At 43.3% G+C, this 23,119-nt stretch carries 21 protein-coding genes; 10 read left to right on the plus strand and 11 right to left on the minus strand.

Annotated features, from left to right (window positions below; all coding sequences use genetic code 11):
* Window positions 1-171: 171 nt before the first annotated feature.
* Complete coding sequence (locus tag W7W_RS0100445) at window positions 172-552, minus strand: hypothetical protein (RefSeq protein WP_010661909.1); 381 nt, start codon at window positions 550-552, stop codon at window positions 172-174.
* Between the two features lie 368 nt (window positions 553-920).
* Here W7W_RS0100445 and W7W_RS0100450 point away from each other — a divergent pair, with 368 nt between their 5' ends.
* Window positions 921-2,243, plus strand: a complete 1,323-nt coding sequence (locus W7W_RS0100450; RefSeq protein ID WP_025006977.1) for an ammonium transporter — start codon at window positions 921-923, stop codon at window positions 2,241-2,243.
* A gap of 10 nt (window positions 2,244-2,253) precedes the next feature.
* A complete protein-coding gene (locus W7W_RS0100455) occupies window positions 2,254-2,604 on the plus strand; it encodes a P-II family nitrogen regulator (protein ID WP_010661911.1) in 351 nt (116 codons plus the stop codon).
* Window positions 2,605-2,713: 109 nt separating this feature from the next.
* Here W7W_RS0100455 and W7W_RS0100460 read toward each other — a convergent pair whose 3' ends face one another.
* The 10 genes from W7W_RS0100460 to W7W_RS0100505 all read right to left on the minus strand — a co-directional run bounded on the left by W7W_RS0100460 (window position 2,714) and on the right by W7W_RS0100505 (window position 14,175).
* Window positions 2,714-3,058 (minus strand): phenylpyruvate tautomerase MIF-related protein, encoded by a 345-nt coding sequence (locus W7W_RS0100460; protein ID WP_010661912.1) that lies wholly within the window; start codon window positions 3,056-3,058, stop codon window positions 2,714-2,716.
* A gap of 4 nt (window positions 3,059-3,062) precedes the next feature.
* Complete coding sequence (locus W7W_RS0100465) at window positions 3,063-4,052, minus strand: mevalonate kinase family protein (RefSeq protein ID WP_010661913.1); 990 nt, start codon at window positions 4,050-4,052, stop codon at window positions 3,063-3,065.
* 12 nt (window positions 4,053-4,064) lie between these two features.
* On the minus strand, window positions 4,065-5,105 hold the full coding sequence (gene mvaD, locus W7W_RS0100470) for a diphosphomevalonate decarboxylase (protein WP_010661914.1): 1,041 nt from the start codon (window positions 5,103-5,105) through the stop codon (window positions 4,065-4,067).
* Entirely contained in the window at window positions 5,095-6,042 is a 948-nt protein-coding gene (locus tag W7W_RS0100475) for a GYDIA family GHMP kinase (protein WP_010661915.1), read from the minus strand. The genes mvaD and W7W_RS0100475 overlap by 11 nt, the downstream gene beginning before the upstream one ends.
* Window position 6,043: 1 nt before the next feature.
* Entirely contained in the window at window positions 6,044-7,342 is a 1,299-nt protein-coding gene (locus tag W7W_RS0100480; protein WP_010661916.1) for a hydroxymethylglutaryl-CoA reductase, read from the minus strand.
* Between the two features lie 101 nt (window positions 7,343-7,443).
* A complete protein-coding gene (locus W7W_RS0100485; protein ID WP_010661917.1) occupies window positions 7,444-8,436 on the minus strand; it encodes a beta/alpha barrel domain-containing protein in 993 nt (330 codons plus the stop codon).
* A 115-nt stretch (window positions 8,437-8,551) separates the two neighbouring features.
* Window positions 8,552-9,697, minus strand: a complete 1,146-nt coding sequence (locus tag W7W_RS0100490) for an acyl-CoA dehydrogenase family protein (protein ID WP_010661918.1) — start codon at window positions 9,695-9,697, stop codon at window positions 8,552-8,554.
* A 24-nt stretch (window positions 9,698-9,721) separates the two neighbouring features.
* On the minus strand, window positions 9,722-11,743 hold the full coding sequence (locus tag W7W_RS0100495; RefSeq protein WP_010661919.1) for an acetyl/propionyl/methylcrotonyl-CoA carboxylase subunit alpha: 2,022 nt from the start codon (window positions 11,741-11,743) through the stop codon (window positions 9,722-9,724).
* Between the two features lie 16 nt (window positions 11,744-11,759).
* Window positions 11,760-12,545 carry an enoyl-CoA hydratase/isomerase family protein gene (locus W7W_RS0100500; RefSeq protein WP_025006976.1) on the minus strand — a complete coding sequence of 262 codons (786 nt, stop codon included), beginning with the start codon at window positions 12,543-12,545 and terminating at the stop codon, window positions 11,760-11,762.
* 19 nt (window positions 12,546-12,564) lie between these two features.
* Window positions 12,565-14,175, minus strand: coding sequence for a carboxyl transferase domain-containing protein (locus W7W_RS0100505; protein WP_010661921.1), 1,611 nt, complete (start codon window positions 14,173-14,175; stop codon window positions 12,565-12,567).
* Between the two features lie 686 nt (window positions 14,176-14,861).
* Here W7W_RS0100505 and W7W_RS0100510 point away from each other — a divergent pair.
* The 8 genes from W7W_RS0100510 to W7W_RS0100550 all read left to right on the plus strand — a co-directional run bounded on the left by W7W_RS0100510 (window position 14,862) and on the right by W7W_RS0100550 (window position 23,069).
* Window positions 14,862-15,794 carry an N-acetylmuramoyl-L-alanine amidase-like domain-containing protein gene (locus tag W7W_RS0100510; protein WP_029510189.1) on the plus strand — a complete coding sequence of 311 codons (933 nt, stop codon included), beginning with the start codon at window positions 14,862-14,864 and terminating at the stop codon, window positions 15,792-15,794.
* A gap of 13 nt (window positions 15,795-15,807) precedes the next feature.
* Entirely contained in the window at window positions 15,808-16,011 is a 204-nt protein-coding gene (locus W7W_RS0100515; RefSeq protein ID WP_010661923.1) for a hypothetical protein, read from the plus strand.
* A gap of 560 nt (window positions 16,012-16,571) precedes the next feature.
* Complete coding sequence (locus tag W7W_RS0100520) at window positions 16,572-17,204, plus strand: TetR/AcrR family transcriptional regulator (protein WP_010661924.1); 633 nt, start codon at window positions 16,572-16,574, stop codon at window positions 17,202-17,204.
* 215 nt (window positions 17,205-17,419) lie between these two features.
* Window positions 17,420-18,790: a TolC family protein gene (locus W7W_RS0100525; RefSeq protein WP_010661925.1), complete on the plus strand. Its 1,371-nt coding sequence runs from the start codon at window positions 17,420-17,422 to the stop codon at window positions 18,788-18,790.
* Window positions 18,791-18,810: 20 nt separating this feature from the next.
* Window positions 18,811-19,728, plus strand: coding sequence for an HlyD family secretion protein (locus W7W_RS0100530; RefSeq protein WP_010661926.1), 918 nt, complete (start codon window positions 18,811-18,813; stop codon window positions 19,726-19,728).
* A gap of 10 nt (window positions 19,729-19,738) precedes the next feature.
* Window positions 19,739-20,644 (plus strand): ABC transporter ATP-binding protein, encoded by a 906-nt coding sequence (locus tag W7W_RS0100535; RefSeq protein WP_010661927.1) that lies wholly within the window; start codon window positions 19,739-19,741, stop codon window positions 20,642-20,644.
* Window positions 20,645-21,218: 574 nt separating this feature from the next.
* Complete coding sequence (locus W7W_RS21475) at window positions 21,219-21,953, plus strand: ABC transporter ATP-binding protein (RefSeq protein WP_010661929.1); 735 nt, start codon at window positions 21,219-21,221, stop codon at window positions 21,951-21,953.
* A gap of 6 nt (window positions 21,954-21,959) precedes the next feature.
* Window positions 21,960-23,069 (plus strand): ABC transporter permease, encoded by a 1,110-nt coding sequence (locus W7W_RS0100550; RefSeq protein ID WP_010661930.1) that lies wholly within the window; start codon window positions 21,960-21,962, stop codon window positions 23,067-23,069.
* Window positions 23,070-23,119: the final 50 nt, after the last annotated feature.

Genomic DNA, 23,119 nt, shown 5'->3' on the forward strand with positions numbered 1-23,119 from the left:
GAAAGCCTTGTATTTGGAGCTTTCTTATCTAATATGTGAAAACAGAGCGAAGAGACAGGTAAGCCTGGGCCCATCAGAAGTGCATCCTATATTCTATAAAGACTGAAAAACTTTGGTTTTCTTGCTGGCACTAACTAATGACGAAGGCTTTAATGTCAGAAAATTGGGAAATTAAGCAAATTGGAAATGTAATGGCCCTGGCGGTGCCCGATCAGGATTATTACCGGGAAGAATTAATCCGGAAAGTCTGTTGAAATACGACGTTAGAATTTCTTTATCAAGACTGAAAGACAACGGAATGATTGTGTTTCTTTCTGTTTGTTTTAAACAATGTTTTTGGCAGAGTTGACTTTTTTCAATGACTACTGTGTCAATGTTTTTTATCAGAAATGATTGTTCGTCTGAGGAAGGTATAGTACTAAGTTCCTTAAAACTATGGCACAATGATTCAGTGTCTTCTCCTTCGGCAGAATTGAATAAAAATGCCCAGGCAGAAAAAGCAATGATTAGGATGTATGGAAGATGTGTGGTAAAAAGTCCAAGTTGGAACATATCAAATCCTTTTCTGAAGTGCCAAAGGTATAAAAAATGCAGAATTTTTCGGAATTATGGTGCTGATATTTCTATGGTAAAGCTTTCAAGCGGACACCAGTGATTTGTACCAATATTAGATGGTGTTGATTTGTAACAACAGGTTGTCTCTGTTTTTGTCTGAGTTTAAAATTTGACGGGCCGTTATTTTTTAGGGTCATTCCTTCTTTTATTGTATAAAACAAACAATGACCTCTAAAAAATGGGGGGAGTAATGCAAGAAAAACTATAAAATGTTTTAAACACCCTCTTTAAATATGTATATTTGTCAAAAAAAATCCTGCGGGACTTTTTTAATAGTTAACTAACCAGACATTAAAATTTAAACTATGAGAAAACGATTGATGATGTTGGCTGCCTTTCTGGGTGTTGGAATTTTTTCCGCCATGGGAGCAGAAACACCGGAGATTGACACCGGGGCTACCGCCTGGATGCTTACTTCCACAGCCCTGGTATTGTTGATGATTCCCGGACTAGCCATGTTTTATGGGGGATTGGTGAGATCCAAAAATGTATTGGGAACCATGATGCACAGCTTTGCAGCCATGGGGGTAATGAGTGTGCTTTGGGTAGCTGTCAGCTACAGTATGACTTTTGGAGAGAATATACTAGGAGGATGGATTGGCTGGAATCCTGACTATTTGTTCTTAAGAGGTATTGATCATACCATTATGGAGGAAGGAGTTCCGGAATATGTTTTTTCCATGTTTCAGGGAAAATTTGCGATTATTACTCCTGCACTACTTGCCGGTGCCGTGGCTGAACGTATAAAATTTAAAAGTTATTTATTGTTTATCACTCTTTGGGGGTTATTGGTTTACAATCCGCTCTGTCACTGGGTTTGGGCGCCCGATGGATTTTTATATAATCTGGGAGCCGATGGGGCCATTGATTTTGCCGGAGGTACCGTTGTACATATATCTGCCGGAGTAAGTGGTTTAGTCGCTGCGCTCTATTTAGGTGCCCGTCGGGGATATCCACAACGTCAGATGCGTCCGAATAATTTAGTTATCACCCTGATTGGAGCAGGTTTGCTTTGGGTTGGCTGGTTTGGTTTTAATGCCGGCAGCAGTGTGTCTAGCGGACTAACAACTGCCCAGGCACTGACTGCCACACAGGTTGCTGCTGCTGCTGGTGCACTGATGTGGATGGTTATCGAGTTGACGCATCAGGGAAAAGCTACCGCGTTGGGGTTTGCCAGTGGTATCTTAGCAGGTTTGGTTGCGGTTACTCCTGCTGCGGGTGTGGTTCAACCTTCAGGAGCTCTTATTCTTGGAGCTGTGGCCTCTCTGATTTGCTACTTTGCTATTCTTCTTAAGGACAAATGGGGCTACGATGACAGTTTGGATGCCTTTGGTGTTCATGGCGTGGGTGGTATTGTAGGAGCTTTATTGCTTGCATTTTTTATTCGTCCCGAGTGGATGTCCAATGCTTCCGAACTCGCTGGAGGAATCTGGACAGCATGGGATCAGTTTGTTGTACAGGCTGCTGCTGTGGGCATTGCCATTGTATATGCTTTGGTAGTTACCATAATACTGTTATGGATTGTGCAAAAAACCGTAGGGCTCAAATCCACACCTGAAGAAGAAATGCAGGGACTGGATCCTTCCTATCATGGAGAAAGAGGCTATGGAATGTTGAACCCTAATTAATATCCGGATTATGAAATTAATTACAGCTATTATACGAGAATCGCAACTCGACCAGGTGAGGGAATCATTGATTGCATCAGGAATTACACGTATTACCGTGAGTCGTGTTTCGGGTCATGGTGCTCAGCGAAAAGAAGAGATTTATCGTGGTAAAAGAATTGTACCTAATTTGATTCCTAAAATCAGAATTGATATTGCGGTTAATGAGGAATTTATAGATCCTACCATTGACGCCATTGTTGCCGCAGCACGTTCGCACAACGGTATTGATGGGGAAGTGGGAGATGGGAAAATATTTGTCACCCCGTTGGAACAGGTGGTGCGCATTCGTACCGGTGAAAGAGGCGGTGCCGCTATTTGATGTTGAGATTTGAAAAGAAAACGGGGCTTCATTTTGGTATTGGAGCTCCGTTTTTTTATGTTCTGAAACCCAACTCAAAACTCAGAACTCAACTTTCAACCCTCAACTCTCAAAACGTTCCCTTATTCCATCCCCAGAAACTTCTTGGGGCATCTGAAAATTCAATGTAAATGCGTGAGGCATCAATGCCCAGCTGGTTTTCAATGATGGTGGGTATCTCTTTGGCCAATGTTCCTGCCTGACCGTTGGTTAATCCAATACTCTTGATCTCCAGAAATGCGACATCTTCATCTGTGCCACCAAAGGTCATAGGTGTGGGTTGATCAAATTGCGTCATTACAAATTTCTCGTGCTTCTGCAGCGTTTCAGCAATTTGCGCTGAAGCGGCTTTTAGAAAGGTCGTTTGTGCCGTGATGTCAATGGCTTTGTTGGTGCTGATTTTTAGAAATGGCATTTTTTCAAGTTTTTATGGTTTTTCTTAAATCCTGATAAACGGGGATGGTCTCCAGTCCGTTTTTATCCATGAATTTGCGGGTGGATTCATAATCTCTGGTAAATCCCAGAATGAATCCTCCGCCTCCCGAGCCACAAAGTTTTAAAAAATATTCCTGCGATGCAATGCCCTCCTCCCATAATGGATGAATCGATGAGGGAACCATAAGTGACAGATGTTCCTTTTGAAGTGAGGAGAGTTCCTTCAGACTTTGATAAAATTCTGTTTTATCATTGTTTATCAGGTTGTTGATGCAGCTGTTGTTTAAGGGTGTAAGTTGATGGTCAGTGAAATCGCGAAAAGCATCATTCTTGTCATAACTTGTCATAAAATGTTGTACCAGTGGGGCGGTTTTGCCCGGCTTTCCGCTGTTAATAAGAAAAATGGCATCCGATCTTTCTTTGTCGTAACGCGGGAGTCCTACTGGTTCAATATGATCCAGGTCTTTGAGTAGCAATGGATGTTTGAAGTAACAAATGAGGGGGTCTATACCGGAACTGGTGCCATGGAACCACGATTCCAGTTGTGAAAGCTGCTCTTTCAAAGATCGGATCTCCGAAGGTGTCATATTATCCCGGTCAGCAAAATTGTGACTGACATATCGCTGAAAAAATGCTGCCACCAAAGCTCCGCTGCTGCCCAGTCCGTAGCCTTCAGGAATGGTCGATTCAAAATAGAGCCCGTTGTCCAGGTCTTCCTTGAGTTGTTCGGTGTTGAAATTGCTGAGCATTGAGTTGTCGTTGACCAGGGACTGCAAATAATACCAGAAATCATAAAGATGCTGATTGCTGCGCTGTGCAAATGCCAGGTCTGTGTAACTGTCTTTGTTGGGGAATGCCAGTTGCCCGTTGAAATGAGCATAAGGGATGGTTAGCCCCATGGAGCCTTTGATGATGGTATATTCGCCAAAGAGCATTATTTTGGAATAAAATATCTCGCCTGCTTCGTTCTGCATCTTCTTCAATCTTTAGGAATTTATTATTTTCTGTGGCCCTTTGCCCACATAATCCCTGATGATACGGCTTTCTTCACACAAAGGTTGTAGCTCTTTTTCCTGCCATCCTGAAATTTCTTTTTGGTATTCATCAGGATACAAAAGGTGAATATTGGGGCCGGCATCCATGGTAAAGGAAACAGGGATGTCTTTTGTTTTTCGGAATTCCCTGATTTTTTCAATCAACAGGAGTGAGTTGGGGTGCAGCAGGGTGTAGGATGGGGTGCTGCTCATCATCAATGCATGTAGTGAAAGGGCTTCCGATTCTGCCAGCTCAATAAAACCTTCCAGATTGCCCGTTTCCAGGTATTTTAGGAGGTTGAGTGTGTTTTCATGCGCCTGATGAATTCTTCCGTTGCGATAGGGATGATGGTTCATCAGTGCATGTCCGGCAGAACTGCTAACGGGCTTCTTGTCACTTTTTAATATTAAGATATCATCGTGGAAATTTTGGAAAACAGCATCAATGGAAACCGGGACCGGCACGGCATAGTGGTCTGAGCTTTCCGGAATTTCCGTTAACCGACCCCACAGGTTCCAGCCACCGTAAACCGATCGTGCAGCACTTCCTGAGCCCAGGCGTGCCAACGAAGAGACCTCCGAAATATCCAGCGGATTTTCAGGGGTTATTTGATGTTGTAAATCTGCCAGACAAAACGCCAGGGCACTCATGGCACTTGCCGAGGAAGCAATTCCTGTACTGTGTGGGAAAGTATTGCTGCTTTCAATCTTCAGAAAATGATCTTTTATCAGCGGAAGCCGGACCTGAGCCAACTCCAGAAATTTCCTGATTTTCTTATCGAAGCTTCCCCTCTCTTTTCCATCAAGCAGGAAAGTGAAACCTCCTTCTCTCGCTGGAGAGGCCGTAGCCTTTGTGGTCGTTGTGGCTTCGGAGAGAGAGAAACTGATGGATGGATTGACAGGCTCCTGAACATCTCTTTTGCCCCAGTATTTTACAATGGCAATATTTGATGGGGTTTGCCATTTTGTGGTTGTTTGAGTGCTATGTTGCATGATTCGTGTCTAATATTATGTCTGTCAGATTAAACAAGATGTTGAGGCCTTTTGTTTGAAAATATTTTTTTGTTTCGTCCGCCGATGTTTCTGACAGGGCAAGAACAAAATCACCGCCCCAGGCTCCCAGTGATTTTACCTGTCCCGGGAAATCAGAAAACAGTCTTGACTGAACGGGTTCAATTCCCGTAAAATGTCCTATCAGGAGTTCATGTTCGGCTATCAACTTCCTGAAATTGCTTTCTGAAGTTTCTGTTGACATTTGCTCAGAGATTTCTGAGATACGCTGAATCAAAGATGGCGTAATGTTGTTTGTTTTTGTATGCCTCCGGATGGCTTCAGCGGAACTTTGTTTCCGGTTGAGGTAAACTACCCACAGTTTATTCCTAAATGGGGATGCGAAAACTGTTTCTTCCGTTTTGGGTTGTTTATTTGTGACTGAATAGAAAAGCGGAGACTGATTTGTGGCACAGGCAATATCGTAACCTGAGCCTCCGAATGTTTTCTCCAGTAGCTTGTATGGATCCACAGCCATCCAGCGTGAGATATTACTGATAAGGGTTGAACTACTGCCCCAGCCCCATTCAGGAGCAAACTGCAGATGGGTGTTGACAGTGAGACCGGAAAAACCAATGGAACTTTTGGCGAGCTTACCGGCTTCAGTGAGAATTTCCTTTAATTTTGCGGCTTTGGCTTTATCGTTGGTATGTAATAATTCCAGTTGAGGGGTAAACCGGGCTTCAAACCAGTCTCCTTTGGGATGAGTTGCTTTCCATTGGAAATCAGCTCCGGAATGTTCATTTATTTCCAGATTCTGCCCCAATCTTAAAGGTACTGCCAGTGCTTTGGCACCGTAGAGTACCAGGTATTCACCCGAGAGCAGTAATTTTCCGTTGGCATGAAATCTTAAAGGATTCCGGTTTTTTTCTTGTTGCATACTATCTTTTCAAAAACTCTTTCACCTTTAATGCCGAAACCGTTTCATCCTTAAAATGCTCCATTGCTGCTTTTTGCTCTTCTTCAGTTGCATTGAGCGACTTTAGCAAATTGGATAAATGCAGTTTCATGTGTCCTTTTTGAATGCCTGTGGTAACCAGTGATGCTACTGCAGAAAAATTATTGGCCAATCCTGCGGCAGCTGCAATACCCATCAATTCGCTGGCAGATGGATTCCCCAGCATTTCAAGTGCCAGTGCAGCCATCGGGTGGAGTCGTGTCAGTCCGCCGACGGTGCCCAACGCCAGCGGTAAGGTCAATACCATCCTGAAGGTTGCATTATCAGTTATTTCACAGGCTGAGAGCGAACGGTACCTGCCGTCTTTTGAAGCCCATGCGTGACCTGCTGCTTCTGCAGCTCTGAAATCATTTCCGGTGGCTATCACCACTGCGTCTGTACCGTTGAATATTCCTTTGTTGTGGGTTACTGCACGGGAGGTATCTGACAGAGCTATGTCGGTGGCCTGTTTAAATTTTTGTGCAAATTCAGCAGGCTCCAGTCCTGCACTGTAAGCAGACAGAGCTTCAATGGGACATTCCACAGAAGTGGTCACCAGGCATTCTGTGGTATAATTGGACAGAATGGCCATGATAATTTCGGTGTCGCCGTATTGTTTGAAATCCTTGTTGGTATTAAAATACGCTTTTAGCGGCTCCTTCATCTCTTCAAGGCAGGAATTAATGAAATTGGCGCCCATGCTGTCAACGGTTTCAAAACCTATTTGTAGTTGAAATATTCCATATTCCCCGTCCAGTGGTATTATTTCCATGGTTTGAATTCCGCCACCTCGCTTTTCCATATTGACAGTGAGAGGAGTGACTGCCTCGCGGAGTATCTCTTCCAACCCTTCCGGCAGTTCTTCGAAAAAGCTTTTTGGGCCATCCCATTTAAACCATATATGACCCTTCTTTAGGGTGTTGTGAATGTTGGTTTTAAATCCGCCGTTTTTTGCCCAGAAAGAGGCAGCCCTGCTGGCGGCAGCAACCACCGAACTTTCTTCAACCACCATGGGTACCACGTACATTTTATCGTTTATAAGAAAGTTGGGGGCCACACCAAAGGGTAAATAGAAATTGGACAGGGTATTTTCCGAAAAGTCATCAAAAAGTTCCTGCTGCTCAGGGTGCCGGAATGTCTCTAGTATTTCGGAGAAATTCTCAGGCAAATGAAAATGCTTCTTTAAAATTTCTGTTTTTTCCCCTCGTGATAGTTTGGAGAATCCTTTGATGATTTGATTCATGGATGTTATTTTGAAAAATTTAAATGAGTATAAAAGTGACTTTTGCCATTTTTTTCATTCTTTAATAATGTAAGGTGTTTAGTTTCTGATAAATCGAGATTCTAATGGATTGGTCTCATGAAATTTTGCGCAATTCCCAATGCTTTCCTGAGTTGCTCTACAAAGCTTTGCAGTGTATGATATTCATCCATTGCATGTTTTAAAAAAGTGGAGCCCATTCCGAATACTGATTTTAACTTACTTTGGTGTGTCAGATACCAGCCATCAGGAACGTTGGTAATGCCACCGGAGATTATGAGTTGCTGACAATTGGTGGTATTTTTCTCCACAATGTCGTTAACAAAATCGGTCATCTCAGCAGCGGTATGACCGATTTTTCCGAATGCATCAAAGTGGGACGATTTATCTCCGGTTACTCTGGATAATTCCAGTTTTGAAAAATTGGTACCTCCCAAAGCACCGAATTCTATCGCTTCCACCGGAAGAGCCAGCAATCGTTGCAGACTCGCAGGGCCCATTCCTTGCCCCACTTCTTTGACAATGATGCGCAGGTTGGTTTTGGACAGAAAAGCTTCAATTGTGTCGATGGGCGGAACTTTCAGCACATCGCCTTCCGGCTGAAATGCCTCCTGAAGGGGATTTACGTGAACAATCAACCCATCGGCCTGCAGTTTATGGACCAGCGCTTCAGCCTTGTTTTCCGTACCCGTTGCAATTAGTTTCTCAATCTGGGCAATTCCCAGATTGGCATAGAGTGGTGCTGAATCTCCCATATATTGACGCACATCAAAATCAGTGAAATGGGTATCATCATCTAACAATGAACGGCAGGAACCGAGCCCCATTCCCATTCCAAACTCACCGCAGGCAGTAGCCAGATTTCGGTTAATAGTACCGGCTCGTTGCGTGCCCCCGGTCATGCTGCTCACCCAAATGGGCAACTTCATGGTTTTTCCGGCAAAATCAAATTTCTCAAACTGTCCGTCGTGATGGGCTGCCAGCATAGGCTCATAATGAAACCTACTGTCAGCATCCGTTGCAACAGTTCTCGAAGAGAATGCCAAATCGATATGGTCTTTTTTTCTGTCTGTCATTTTTATGAGTTCTGAGTTTCGTGTTCTGGGTTTCGTGTTCTGGGTTCTGAGTTTCGTGTTCTGGATTCTGGGTTTTGAGTTTCAAGTTCCCAACCTCCAACTCTGAACTCCCAACTCATTTGATTCCCAAATGCCGGGCAATTACAAACCTTAATATTTCAGATGTTCCTTCACCTATCTGTAAAATGCGCTGATCACGGTAGAATCGTTCAATGGGATTGTCTTTAAACAATCCTGAACCTCCAAAAATCTGAATGGCTTCATCGGCAATCTCACGGGCAATTTCAGAACTGTACAACTTGGCAATTGCAGCTTCCCGTGCATAAGGTTTTCCCTGTTCTTTCAGCATGCATCCTTTGTAAAGCGTGTTGCGGGCCAGTTCCAGTTTCATGTCCATATCTGCCAGTTTGAAACTGATGCTTTGAAATTTGGAGATGGGCTGACCAAATTGTTCTCTTTTATTGGCATGCTCCAGGGCCATCTCAAAAGCTCCCTGAGCAAGGCCAACCCCCATGGCGGCTATAGATAAACGACCGGCATCCAGCGTTTTTAGCATGTATCGTGCTCCCTGGCCTTCTTTCCCAAGGGTGTTGGAAACAGGTACACGGCAGTTGTCGAGATTGAGACGGCCGGTATCTGATGCTCTCCACATCATTTTGCCGGTCATTCTCTCCGACGAAAATCCGGGTGTTTGTTTTTCCACTAGTATGGTGGTAAGTTTTTCTTTTCCATTTTCATCTGCAGTCATCACCTGAAGGGTGGCACCCAACGTCAGCTCATTGGCAGAGTTGGTGATGTAACGTTTACTCCCGTTGATGACCCATTCGCCATTGTCTTTTACCCCGCGGGTTTTGGTCCCTCTGGCATCCGATCCGGCTGTTTCTTCGGTCAGGCCAAAGGCCCAGAGGTGGTCTCCTGTGGTAAGCTTTGGGAGATATTTTTCCTTTTGTTCCTTTGTTCCGTATTCAAATATTGGTGTGATGCCAAGACTGTTGTGCGCTGCAATGGTACCCGCCTGGGAGGCATCAACTCTCGATAATTCCTCAATAGCAATAATATAAGAGAGGGTGTCAAGGCCTTGTCCACCGTATTCTTTAGGCAATGTAATGCCAAATAATCCGGCCTGACCCATTTTTTTGGTTAATTCAGCGGAAAAAAGCTCTTCCCGGTCCAGTAGCTCTGCTTCGGGTTTTATGATGCTTTCTGCAAATTCTCGCACCTTTTGCCTGTAGGCTTCGTGTGCTTCGGTTGTTAATATCATTGTGGTTGACTTTTTATGGTTGATTTATGAAATTTTTTCCTGATGCGTTTGTGCTTGTTGCGGAACTTTTATTCTTGCAAGAAGTTGTCCCGCTTTTACCTGCTCATTGAGGGTTACCAGTATTTCTTCAATGGTGCCTTCGGTGGTGGCCGACAATGAATTTTCCATTTTCATGGCTTCCAGAACCACAATGGGGGTACCCTTTTCAACAATTTCTCCGGGATGTCCGGGAATAGCGGTGATTTTTCCGGGGATGGGAGCTACAATGTCAGTGTCGGCAATGGCCTCAATATTTGTTTGATAACCTCTTTGCTTAAACATGAAGCCGGGTTTCAGCCGATAGGTATAACCTCCTGTTCCCAGCATCAGCTCTCCATTGCTTAGTGAATACCAGGAGAGTATGTATTCCCGGTCATGGAATGAAAATTTCATGCCGGTCTCTTCAAAACTGAGCAATCTGATTTCATCCATCAAATTTCCGTCAACCTGCCATTGTAGTGTATTGTTTTTATTGCTGATAACAGATAGTGAATAGGTCTTTTCATTGAAACAGACATTATAGTTTCCGTTCCAACGACGGTGCCCAAGACGGGAAAACAGATTTTCTGACGATTGGTTTCTGAAATTGAGAAGCCAAAGCAGGTAGCCTGCCAATAGCAGTTTTGTTTTGTCCGTTCCGTTGGGATGAATGGCTCGTTGCAGTTCGTCTTTGTGCAGCGTGGTAAATTGGGTTGTGGTTTCTCCGGAATTGAATGCATTGGTTTTTAAAACTTCGCGCAGGTAAGGGAGGTTGGTGGTGACACCAAGAATGGTGGTTTGTTCCAGTGATGCCGTAAGTTTTTTAATGGCCATTTCCCGCGAATAACCCCAAGAGGTAATCTTAGCCAGCATAGGGTCAAAATGGGGTTGTATTTCTGTACTGTTATCGAAAAAGGTATCTGTCCGGGCAATTCTTTTTTCAGGCCATCTGATGAAATTGATTTCTCCGGGTTCCGGACTGAAATCATTCAGTGCATTTTCGGCATAGATGCGCGTTTCCACTGCATGTCCATTCATGGTAATGTCGGCTTCGGAAAAAGAAAGTGGCATTCCCATGGCGATTTTGATTTGTTCCTCTACCAGGTCAATGCCGGTAATGGCTTCAGTTACGGGGTGTTCTACCTGAAGGCGGGTATTCATCTCCAAAAAGAAATGCTCTCCCTTATCATCTACCAGAAACTCTACCGTTCCTGCATTGTAATAGTTTATTTCTTTGCAAAGTTTTAATGCATCGGAGGTGAGCAAACCTCTCAGTTCTTTATGGACGTAAGGGGACGGAGCTTCCTCAATTATTTTTTGGTACCGTCTTTGAATCGAGCATTCACGTTCAAACAGATGGACAATATTACCGTATTGATCTCCCAGAACCTGAACTTCGATATGTCTGGGGTTTTCGATGTACTCTTCCACGAATACGGTCGGATTGCCAAAGTAATTCAACGCTTCTCTGGAGGTGGCCTTCAGCATGGATTTGAGCTCATTTTTGTTTTGAGCTATTTTCATCCCTTTTCCTCCACCTCCTGCAGCAGCTTTTATCAGAAGCGGATAACGTAATTTTTCCTGGTTATCGAGTATCTCTTCAATAGATCCTGATAACGCTTTTGTTACTCTTACACCGGCTTTTTCTGCAATTTTTCTTGCCTCCAGTTTGTTGCCCATTTGTGCTACTGAATCTGGCGATGGACCAATCCATGTCAGTCCTGCGCGTTCTACCGCTGAAGCAAAACCTGCATCTTCCGAAAGGAATCCGTAGCCGGGATGAACGGCATCTGCCTGATATTTTTTGGCAATATCAATGAGTGTTATTGCATTGAGATAGGTATCCGGGAGATTGGAATTGGCAAATATAAAAACCTCATCTGCCTGACGTGCCGGCAATGAGTTGAGCTCTGCCTCTGTGACCGGCAAAATGGTGGAAATTCCCATCTTCTTAGCAGTGGAAATGATGCGCAATGCGATTTCTCCGCGATTGGCAATCAAAATTTTATGAATATCTTTTCGACTCATCGTTTGCCTGATGGTTTTAATTGTTCCAGGACGGTTTTCTCTTTTCAAAAAATGCATTTACACCCTCCTGTCCTTCGTCAGATGTTCTTGCACTGGCAATTTTTGTTGAACAATAATGGGTTAAATGTTCGTCAATTGGAACAAACTGATGGTCGATTCTGTTCAGAAGAAGTTTTGTTTCTTTGGTGGCGTCAGGGCTGTTTCGGGCAATTTGATTAGCAATTTCCCGGGTTTTAGGAATTATTTTGTCTTTAGAAAAAAGGTATTGTGCCAATCCACTGCTGAGCGCCTCGGTGCCGGTAAAAGGAAGCCCCGAAAGTAGTGCTGATCTGGCAAAGGCACTTCCGGTTTTGCGAATGATCCAGGGGGCAACTGTTGCCGGGACAAGACCTATGGCGGTTTCTGAAAACCTGAAACCTGCATCTGGAGTGGTGGTAACAATATCGGCACATGCCAGTAATCCGATTGCTCCGCCATAAGCTCCTCCTTCCACACAGGCAATGACAGGTTTCGGATATTCCGAAAGTGTCCGGTAGAGTTGATTGAACAACTCAGCATCTTCTAAATTTTGCGCCTCATTCTGTGTTTTGCCTTCCTTCATCCAGGTGAGATCAGCTCCGGCCGAGAAAAAACGATTTTTCCCCGATAGCATTAACACCCTAAACTGATTGCTATCGGCTGTACTCTTGAGGTAATCAACCAGTTGTTGCATCATCTCTTTGTTGAGGGCATTTCTTTTATCTGGTCTGTTCATCTCGAGATAACAAACATTCTGGGCGTATTTTTTTGTAAAGTAAATCATAGTATTGGTGGATGTATGGTTACATTCTGAAAATTCCATAGCGGGGCTGGGGGATGGAGCTTCCGGCAGTCGACTGGATTGCCAGTCCAAGTACATCTCTTGTCTCTGCCGGATCAATGATGCCGTCGTCCCACAAACGACTGGTGCTGTAATATGGAGAACCTTCTGTTTCGTATTTTTGGTTGATGTCGTCTTCTATGGTTTGTAGTTCTGGTTCACTAACATTTGTACCTTTTATTTTTGCCTGATCTTTTTTAAGGGTTTTTAAAACTCCGGCTGCCTGCCGGGCCCCCATTACAGAGATCCGTGCATTGGGCCACATAAATAAAAAACGGGGATTGTAGGCGCGTCCTCCCATGGCATAGTTGCCTGCACCGTATGATCCCCCGATAATAACAGTGAAAAACGGCACTACAGAATTGGCGAGTGCATGAACCATTTTTGCACCGTTTTTTGCAATTCCTCCCTGTTCATACTCTTTTCCAACCATAAACCCGGTGATGTTTTGCAGAAAAACCATCGGAATCCTGCGGTGGTTGCACAATTCAATAAAATGGGTTCCTTTCAGGGCTGATTCAGAAAAAAGCACACCATTGTTGGCCAATATACCCACTGTATTTCCATGAATGGTGGCAAAACCGGTAACCAGGGTGGTGCCGTAATCAGGCTTGAACTCATGAAACCGGCTGTCATCAGTAATCCTGGCAATGATTTCTCTTACATCGGGGAATGGGGCTTTTCCTGTGGGAATGAGACCATAAAGCTCCTCCGGATTGTAAACCGGCTCATTGTAATCATTTTGGTGAGCTTGATTCCTCTGTTCTTTTGGGCCAAATGACTCCACAATGTCGCGACAAATCGACAGGGCATGTTCATCGTTTTCTGCCAAATAATCTGCGACGCCGCTAATGCTGGTGTGTACCACTCCACCACCCAACTCTTCTGCGGAGACCTCCTCTCCGGTTGCCGCTTTTACCAATGGGGGACCGGCAAGAAATATGGTTCCCTGATTCTTTACGATGATGGTTTCGTCACTCATGGCGGGAATATAAGCTCCACCAGCGGTGCAGGAGCCCATAACAATGGAGATCTGGGGGATCCCCTGAGCCGAAAGTCTGGCCTGATTAAAAAATATTCTTCCAAAATCATCTTTGTCGGGAAATACTTCTGCCTGTTGTGGCAGAAAAATGCCTCCGGAATCTACCAGGTAAATGCATGGCAGGTCGTTTTCGCCTGCGATATCCTGTGCTCTGAGGTGTTTTTTTATTGTTTCTTTCACATAAGTTCCGCCTTTTACGGTCGCGTCATTGGCAACAACCATCACTTGTCGGCCATGAATCGTTCCTATTCCTGTAACAATTCCTGCCGACGGAAATTCATCTTTGTATTGTCCGTTGGCTGCAAGAGGGGAGAGCTCCAGAAATGCTGTATGTGGATCCAGTAATTTTTCTATTCTTTCACGTACCAGCAGTTTGCCCCTTGCGGTATGTTTCTCTTTCATTCCCGAAGGTCCGCCGGCAGCCGCCTTTCCCAGACTGGCTTTTAAACTGGATGCCAATACCTTGTTGGCATCCAGATTTTTATTATAGGATTCAGCTCCGGTAATGGTCTCACTCTTAAGTAACTGCATCTTGACAGGTTTTTATTTTTTGGTTGCTGCCTTTGTATTATTGTCCTGGCCGAAATTGCTTGGAATATTTCCCGGCGTTTTAATAACCCTGAAGATACTGAATTGTTTTTTTGGTCCATCAATTTATTTAACCTGTTTTATTAAAATGACAATATCTACCACTAAAGGGGATGTCACTATCTAATACAATAAGGCATATGAGATGTAAACAGGCTGAAAGCCTGATAGGCCCAGGGCAACGCCCTGGGTTTTAAGAAATCCCTCATGCCTCCTCTCATTATTGGTCGCGTCGCGACCAATAATGAGAGGGGGGAGTTGTTACAATTTTCCTGAGGCGTTGCCCCAGGCTATTGCTCTCAGGCCGTTGGCCTGTTGAAGAATAGGTTTGATTGGGACAAACGTTGCCCCCATAAGAGTTCAAACCAATAAAAAACGCAATTATTATTTCTTATAGTCGTATTGAACCCGCATGTTTTCTCGTTTCATTTTTACCTGCATTCATTTTGTTTGCGGTTTGTTGTATTTCTTCATATTTGAACATCTTATTACAACAATCCATGAATCAAATATCGACGAAGTTAATAAAGCAGGCTAAATAATGGGGGCCGTTTCAGGAACAGGTTTGCAGTATTCAACAGAATGATATAATTTTGATAGGATTAATTCTTTTAATGTTACTTTTCTGAATGAAGCATTTGAAATATATATTTCTTCTGATGACGGTTGCTCTGTTTATCGGTTGTTTTTCCGCAAATAAGGAGAATCAAGGTCAGCAAAATAATGTGAAAGAACCATCAGCCGATACTGAATTAGAGGTGATTTTAAGTCCTCAGGATTCTGTGGTTTTTGAAGAGTTTTTTGCAGATTTGGATGTTGAAAATCTCAAAAACAAGGAGTTATCAGAAATTATTGTCCATGTTGCTTTGTATTTTCAGGATGCTCCTTATGTGGCTCATACGCTTGAAATTTCTGAAGACGAAAATTTGGTGATTAACTTAAGGGAATTTGACTGCACCACTTTTGTTGAAAATGTTCTTGCATTATCGTATTTAATTAAATCAGGTAATCACTCTTTTGATCGTTTTGTGGATGTGCTTAAAGATTTGAGATACCGGGGCGGAATCATTTCCGGTTATCCTTCCCGACTTCATTATTTTACCGATTGGTTGTTTGATAATGAGAAAAAGGGAGTTGTCCATTTGGTCAGCAATGATTTTGGAGATATTGAATTTAACGCGTCGGTTAATTTTATGAGTATGAATTATTCCCTGTATCCTGCTCTTGAAAGAGATTCTTTATTTGTGGAAGAAATGCGTTCCCTTGAAAAAAAGATAGCTTCAGTAAATTTCAAAAAAGTCTCACCAGGTCATATTGCGAAAATCATTGATTTCGTTGATGATGGTGATGTTGTAGCATTTTCGACTATAATTGATGGATTGGATTTCTCTCATGTGGGATTCGCTTTTTTCAGTGGTAATGAACTCCGGTTTATCCATGCTTCCACGAATGGGAACAGAGTAAAGGTTTCTCAACAATCTCTTGAGGAATATGTTAAAGATAAAAAACACGTCGATGGGGTGCTGATTGCCCGACCCCTGGAGGAATATTTGTTAAACTAAAAAGTTATTAGTCATGAAAAAAATCGGACTTGTTTTATTAATTATTGGCATCATCGGACTTATATTCTTTGGAATTGAAGCATCTCAGAATTCTGAGTCTTTTAGTGTTGTGGGTGTCGATGTAGCTGTAAGTAAAGCAGACTGGACACCTGTGATTGTGAGTGGGGTGGTTACCGTTATTGGTGCTGTGCTCATGATCTTCTCCAAAAAACGGTAAGGTTTCTTTATCGATAATTTAATCATTCTCATGGATAGATGAGGCCATGTAAACTTAAAATAACAGCCCGGGGCAAAACTCCGGGCTATTATTTTAACTACTTGTAAATGAGTGAAATGAAAAAGAGAGGGTAGCATGCTGTATTGAGCATTTTCGAAATGCAGTAGTCGGGGTTGTCTGGCAAAGACTATTAATTAGGCCTAAAGTCTTCCATTGAACTAACCTGAACTATTCATAAATTACCTATTACAATGTTCAACTACCGGCTAAATACATGCGTCCTCAATAAAATTGACTTGAAAATAAATTATTATTCCCTTCATCAATTTTCTTTGCGGTTGCCCGTATTTATTGGTCGCGTCGCGACCAATAATGAGAGGGGGCGTGAGTGATACCTCAAAACCCAGGGCGTTGCCCTGGGCTATTGCTCTCAGGCTTTCAGCCTTGTTTACATCTTACCAGTCTTATGTATAAGGTAGGCAAAAAAAAGTGAATTATTTTGGATTTGGAAAAAAACACCATACATTTGACCAGTTGGTTAAACCAAATAGTTACATTGTATGATTAGTAAAAAGAACTGTGAAAAAGAGGATACTGAAGAGTTGATTCTGAAAGCTGCCAGGCAGGTTTTTGTTCGCAAAGGATATGAAGGAGCCCGGATGCAGGAAATAGCCGACGAGGCTGGTATCAATAAGGCATTGTTGCATTATTATTTTCGGAGTAAAGAAAAGCTTTTTGATAAGATATTTTTAGAGGCCTTCAGAAATTTTTGGCCCTCCGTTAAGGAAGAATTGGATCGGGGAAAAGGGACTGTAAAATCATTGATCAAGGCTGCTGTTATTTCTTATACCGATTTATTAATGAAGATGCCTTTTCTGCCTGCATTTGTAATTGGAGAGATTAACCGGTCGCCAGAACGTATGGAAGATTTGTTGCTGGCGACGGGAATCAATCCCCGATTTGTTCTTGATGTGATTCAAAAAGGCATTGAACGTGGGGAGGTGATTCCTCTTGAACCTCGTTCTTTGCTGATTAATATTGTGGGGTTATCCCTGTTTCCTTTTATTTCCAGACCGCTGTTGTCGCGCATGTTTTTCGAATCGGATGAAGAGTATCTTAAATTTCTGGAAAACAGGAGGACTGATTTGTATGAATTCATTTGTCGAAGTGTTTTGACAGAATATCAGCCATAAGATGTCCGTAAATACAACGCTTTAACTCAGTGTAATCTTTCGCTAAAGCTCTGTGTTCCCAAAGGCGCTATGACGTAAGGTTTTGATTGTGAGGAGGTGAGGCTCTCGGGGTTTGAGTTGAAGTGAGCCGAACATCAAGTATATGTGATTTCGAAGCTTTGGGATGAAGTGGTTTTGTATCATGGGTGTTTAAAATATATATAAAAAAGCAAATGATGTTTCCGTATATTGTACATAGGTGCTTTAATGGTAAAAGTGCGATAAATATTTCCCGGGTATTCCGGTGGTTACTTTTTTCCCGCCCTGGAAGAAAAATCATCTCGGGCTTCCTGATTTTGGGGTTGATTCTCATTTCCGGAAAGGTATCAGCTCAGAATCTGACTTTATTTGATTGTCTCGATAAGGCAGAACAAAACTTTCCTTTGCTCAGGGGGAAGCAAGTTTTGTTAAAATCATCGGATTTGAATGTTCAAAATATTAAAAACAGCTGGTTGCCCCGAATGGAAGTTATCGGACAGGCTTCCTGGCAAAGCGATGTCCCTTCCATGGATGTGGATATTCAGATTCCCGGCTTTTCTGTTCCGCAAGCCCCTGCAGATCAATACAAAGTAGCTTTGGATGTAAGTCAGACCCTTTATGATGGCGGACGAACCGGAAAGGCAGTTGATGTTGAGCAACTTGCCGGTAATATAGAGGCCCAGAGTATTGAAGTACAGATGCTTGATGTCTCTAAAAGAGTTGCAGAGTTGTTTTTCAGCATTCTCATGCTGGAGGAGCAGAACCAACAAATTAATCATAAGCTTAGAGTATTGGTGAGTCGCAGGGCCGAATTAGATGCCTTGCTGGCAAGTGGAGCGGTTTCGGAGAGTGTGACAATGAAACTTCAGGCCGAAGTCCTTCTTGTTGAGCAACAATTGATTTCGGTGCAAGCCAACGAGGGAACTTTACTGGCAAACCTTTCATCGTTTTTGGGAGAGAAGGTTGAGAGCGCCTCGGTATTGAAAAAACCTTCTGTAGAAGATTTGCTGATACCTGAACTGCGTCCTGAATATTCATTGTTTTCCTTTCAGAAAAATAAACTTGAGAAAATGACCGAATTGCACCAACGGAATCGCTGGCCGGTGCTGGCTGCCTTTGGACAGGCAGGGTATGGGAATCCGGGGTACAATATGCTGAAGGATGAGTTTGATACCTTTTTAATGGTCGGCCTGAGGCTGAAATGGACACCCTGGGACTGGAGCTCAACAAAACGAACCACTAAAGTATTGGAAAACCAAATACGCCTGTTAGATATTGAGGAGGAAACGTTTCGGGTTAACCAAACCCGGGCGGTAAATCAATTTGACGGGGATTTGTTACGGTATCAGCAATTGATTGAACTGGACAGTGAAATTGTGGAACTACGGAAAGGAATTGAAGAAAACAGTACCCACCTTCTTAAAAACGGGACCATTACCACTTCCGAATACATTAATGACCTGGATGCCTGCATCAGTGCACAAATAAATAAAGACTTGCATAAGCTGGGCTATTTACAGGGAATGACCATGAAATATCTCACGGGAGATAAACAAACCAAAGAGTAACGACCTAATCTTAATAAGTTATGAATTCAGAAATTTTTCAATCATTAAAAAGGAATTATAATATCTTTTTAATGACCGGACTGGTGACCTTTTTTCTGCTTTCCTGCAATGGAGGTGATTTTCTATCAGATGCCTATGGCAATTTTGAGGCCGAAGAGGTGGTGGTCAGTTCACGTGCCCAGGGAACGTTGGTTCAACTGGATATTAATGAGGGGGATGTTCTGGAAAAGGGGGTTCCGGTGGGGCTCGTGGATACTGTTTTGCAACGGCTTGAACTGGTGCAGTTATCCGCTTCGGCAAAAGGGGTGGATGCCCGAATGACCCAACTTCAAAGAAGCATTGATGTACAAACGGAGCGACTTGCTGTTTTGAAAAAGGAATATGACCGGGTTACCAATCTCCACGAGCAAAATGCTATTGCCGCCCAAAAGTATGATGAGGTGGCAGGACAATACAACGTGGCACTCCGCGAATTGGAACAGGTTAAATCTCAAAGATTAGTTCTTCAGGCAGAAAGAGCCGTGACGCAATCCCGGATTGGTGCTGCTAAAGAGCAACTGATTCGGTGTCGTATCAATACTCCTGTTTCGGGTACTGTTCTTGAAAAGTATGCTGAACAGGGCGAATTTACGACTGTGGGCAAACCTTTGTTTAAAATGGCCGGAATGGAGGAACTGATATTGCGGGTGTATGTGTCCGGTACTCAGTTGGATGATGTTACGATAGGACAGGAGGTGACGGTAAAGTACGATAAAGATGCCGATAGTGAGCATCAGGCTCGCGGGGTCGTGTCGTGGGTGGCTTCCTCCGCCGAGTTTACCCCCAAAATTATCCAGACCAAAGAGGAGCGTGTGGATTTGGTCTATGCAGTAAAAGTAAGAGTTCCCAATCCTGATGGAAGAATGAAAATTGGAATGCCGGGAGAGGTAATGTTTTAACCTGCTATTTATGATTGACGTAGATTCCATATCAAAAAATTACGGAAAGGTTTCTGCACTTTGTGACCTGAGTTTTAAGGTTCGTAAGGGCGAGTTGTTTGGTGTTATTGGTCCCGATGGAGCCGGCAAGAGCACTCTGTTCCGGATTATTCTCTCGCTGCTGCTTCCCGATTCAGGCAAAGTAAGCGTAAAGGGCCTGGATCCTGTGCAGGATTATAAGTCGTTACGAAAGATTGTGGGATATATGCCTGGCAGGTTTTCATTGTATGAAGACCTGTCGGTAGAGGAGAACCTCAACTTTTTTGCTTCGGTTTTCGGAACCACGGTGGAAGAAAACTATCATTTGATAAAAGGTATCTATCAGCAAATTGAACCGTTCCGAAAAAGGCCTGCAGGAAAACTCTCCGGAGGTATGAAACAGAAGCTGGCACTTTCCTGTGCGCTTATTCACCAACCCGAACTTCTGGTTCTCGATGAGCCTACCACAGGTGTCGATGCAGTTTCCAGAAGTGAGTTCTGGTCCATGCTTCATCAGTTAAAAGAGTTTGGAATAACCATTATTGTATCAACACCATACATGGATGAAGCGTCACTTTGTGACCGGGTGGCACTTATGCAACAGGGCAGGATTCTTGAAGTGGCTTCACCCCAGGATGTTGTGGATAATTTCCGGGGAGCGTTGTTTGGTGTTTCCGGCGGAAATATGTATCGGCTGATTCTTGATTGCCGCGATTTTGATATGGTTGAAACAGTATTTCCTTTTGGCGAAGAGTTACATCTTTCTTTTAAGGATGGGGGCGATCACAGAACAGATTTACATGAGTTTTTGAAGCGCCGCGGCAGTGATGAGGTTAGCATCCGAACCATACAACCGGGAATTGAAGATCGGTTTATGGCGTTGATGGCGACTTCCTAACCTGGCATAGCCAGAACTGAACAAGTAAATGAAAATTAAATGAGAGTTACTTGGATAGGGAAATTGCTTCTCAATTATTTTTTCGTCCACGAATTTCACGAATTAAACGAATTTATGCCCTGCGGGCGAGTGTTGCTATGCAACCCTATCAAATTTGGCGAGGACGCTGGTATTTTGCCGATAGTTGGACATCGCAATAGAAAATTTGTGAATAATGTAGTCCTCCTAAAAGCGAGGCTTTTTCCTTTTAAAGGAATACATAATGTTGTTGCGTCTTTAAAAGGCCAAAGGTCTTTAAGCAATAGCCTGGGGCAACGTCCCAGGAAAATTGTAATATCTCTCTTCCGCGGTTTATTGGTCGCGTCGCGACCAATAAACCGCGGGGCTGGGTGGGGAATTGCAACCCCAGGGCGTTGCCCTGGGCTATTGCTTTCAGGCTTTCAGCCTGTTTCCGTACTGCCTGCTATATTGTTTTATGTATAATGCAGGTTAGAAATATTATGTCAAAAAAGCATGAATATTTGGAGAAAGACAATAATGGAAATTCAGTCGTCACTAGCATTAGATTTAGAAAATGGAAGCATCATCTTACGTAATAAATGTCAAAGACCTGGTTAAGAAATTTGGTGATTTTACGGCCAATGACCGGCTAACTTTTCATGTGAAAAGAGGAGAGATCTTTGGTTTTCTGGGAGCCAATGGGGCAGGAAAAACCACAGCCATTAAAATATTGTGTGGTTTATCTGTGCCCACCTCCGGATTTGTTGAAGTTTCCGGGTACAATGTAAAAACTCAGTCCGAAAAGGTGAAAAGCAGCATCGGCTACATGAGTCAGAAGTTTTCCCTGTATGATGATTTGACGGTGTTTGAGAATATCCGGTTGTTCGGTACCATCTATGGGTTATCATCGGGGGAAATAAAGGAACGATCCGCTGATATGCTTTCCAGACTCGGAATTGAGGAGCAGCGTAACAGATTGATAGGTACACTTTCGCTGGGATGGAAACAGAAACTCGCCTTTTCCGTGGCTGTGCTGCATCGACCTAAAATAGTATTTCTCGACGAGCCTACCAGCGGGGTGGATCCAATAACCCGCCGACAATTTTGGGAGTTAATATATCAGGCAGCTGATGAAGGGATTACAGTATTTGTCACCACTCATTATATGGATGAGGCTGAATATTGCAATCGGGTGACTATTATGGTGGACGGGAGAATATCTGCACTGGATACCCCATCCGGACTGAAGTCCCAAATGAAATGTGATTCGATGAATGATGTGTTTTTAAAATTAACCCGTCCAAACTGATCAATTGTGAAGCAACTTTGGAGTTTTATCAGGAAGGAATCCCGGCATATTTTACGGGATAAACGGACACTTGCTGTCTTGTTTGTCATGCCATTGGCGCAGATTCTTATTTTTGGCTATGTTATTTCTACCGAAATTAAAGATGCCCGGATTGGAGTACTCGATAATGCCGGTGATTATTCCAGTCGTCAGGTTATCGACCGTCTGGTTTCTTCAGGGTATTTTATGGTTCAGGATTATTATTCAAACAGTCGGCAGATGGAAAATGCACTTCGACGTGGAGATATTCAGATGGCTGTGGTTTTTTCTCCTGACTTTGGAAGTGATATGGAAAGACCGGATGGAACCAGTGTGCAGTTTATTGCGGATGCTTCTGATGCCAATACCGCCCGGATGTTGGTCAATTATGCCGAAGGGATTGTGGCAGGATATGAATTGCAATCCACAGAGGTTCTAAACCAACAAAATACCCCTCTTATTGTCGAAGCCCGGATGTTTTACAATCCCTCACTGAGAGGGGTTCTTATGTCTGTTCCCGGAATCATGGCTATGATTCTGATTTTGGTATCTGCCATGATGACGTCAATTTCCATTACCCGCGAAAAGGAATATGGCTCTATGGAAGTGTTGCTGATATCGCCATTACAACCATGGCAGATAATTCTCGGGAAAGTGGCGCCTTATGTAATCCTGTCTTTGGTCAATGCAATTACTATTTTGGCCGTTGGTATCTTTGTATTCCATGTGCCCATGTCTGGCAGTTATCTGTTACTTACTTTTGTGAGTCTCCTGTATATCCTGCTGTCGCTATCTTTGGGAATATTCATTTCAACAGTGGCTCCCAATCAGATGGTGGCCATGTTTATTTCCTTGTTTGCATTGATGTTACCAACCATTTTATTGTCAGGTTTTATTTATCCCATCGAAAATATGCCTGTATGGTTGCAGTGGTTCAGCTATATTATGCCGCCACGCTATTACATTTCAGCACTTAAGGATGTGATGTTTAAAGGAGCAGGATTGCTTGTGGTCTGGAAAGAGGTGCTTGTAATGACCGGCTTTCTGGTGGCCTTTTTGCTGTTGAGTATAAGGAATTTTAAGGTCAGGCTTGAGTAAACCGTGTTTGGACAGAAATGTAGAGAGACCATTTATCAGGGATTTGGTTT

It is taken from the genome of Marinilabilia salmonicolor JCM 21150 (assembly GCF_000259075.1).
GTDB classification, from domain to species: domain Bacteria; phylum Bacteroidota; class Bacteroidia; order Bacteroidales; family Marinilabiliaceae; genus Marinilabilia; species Marinilabilia salmonicolor.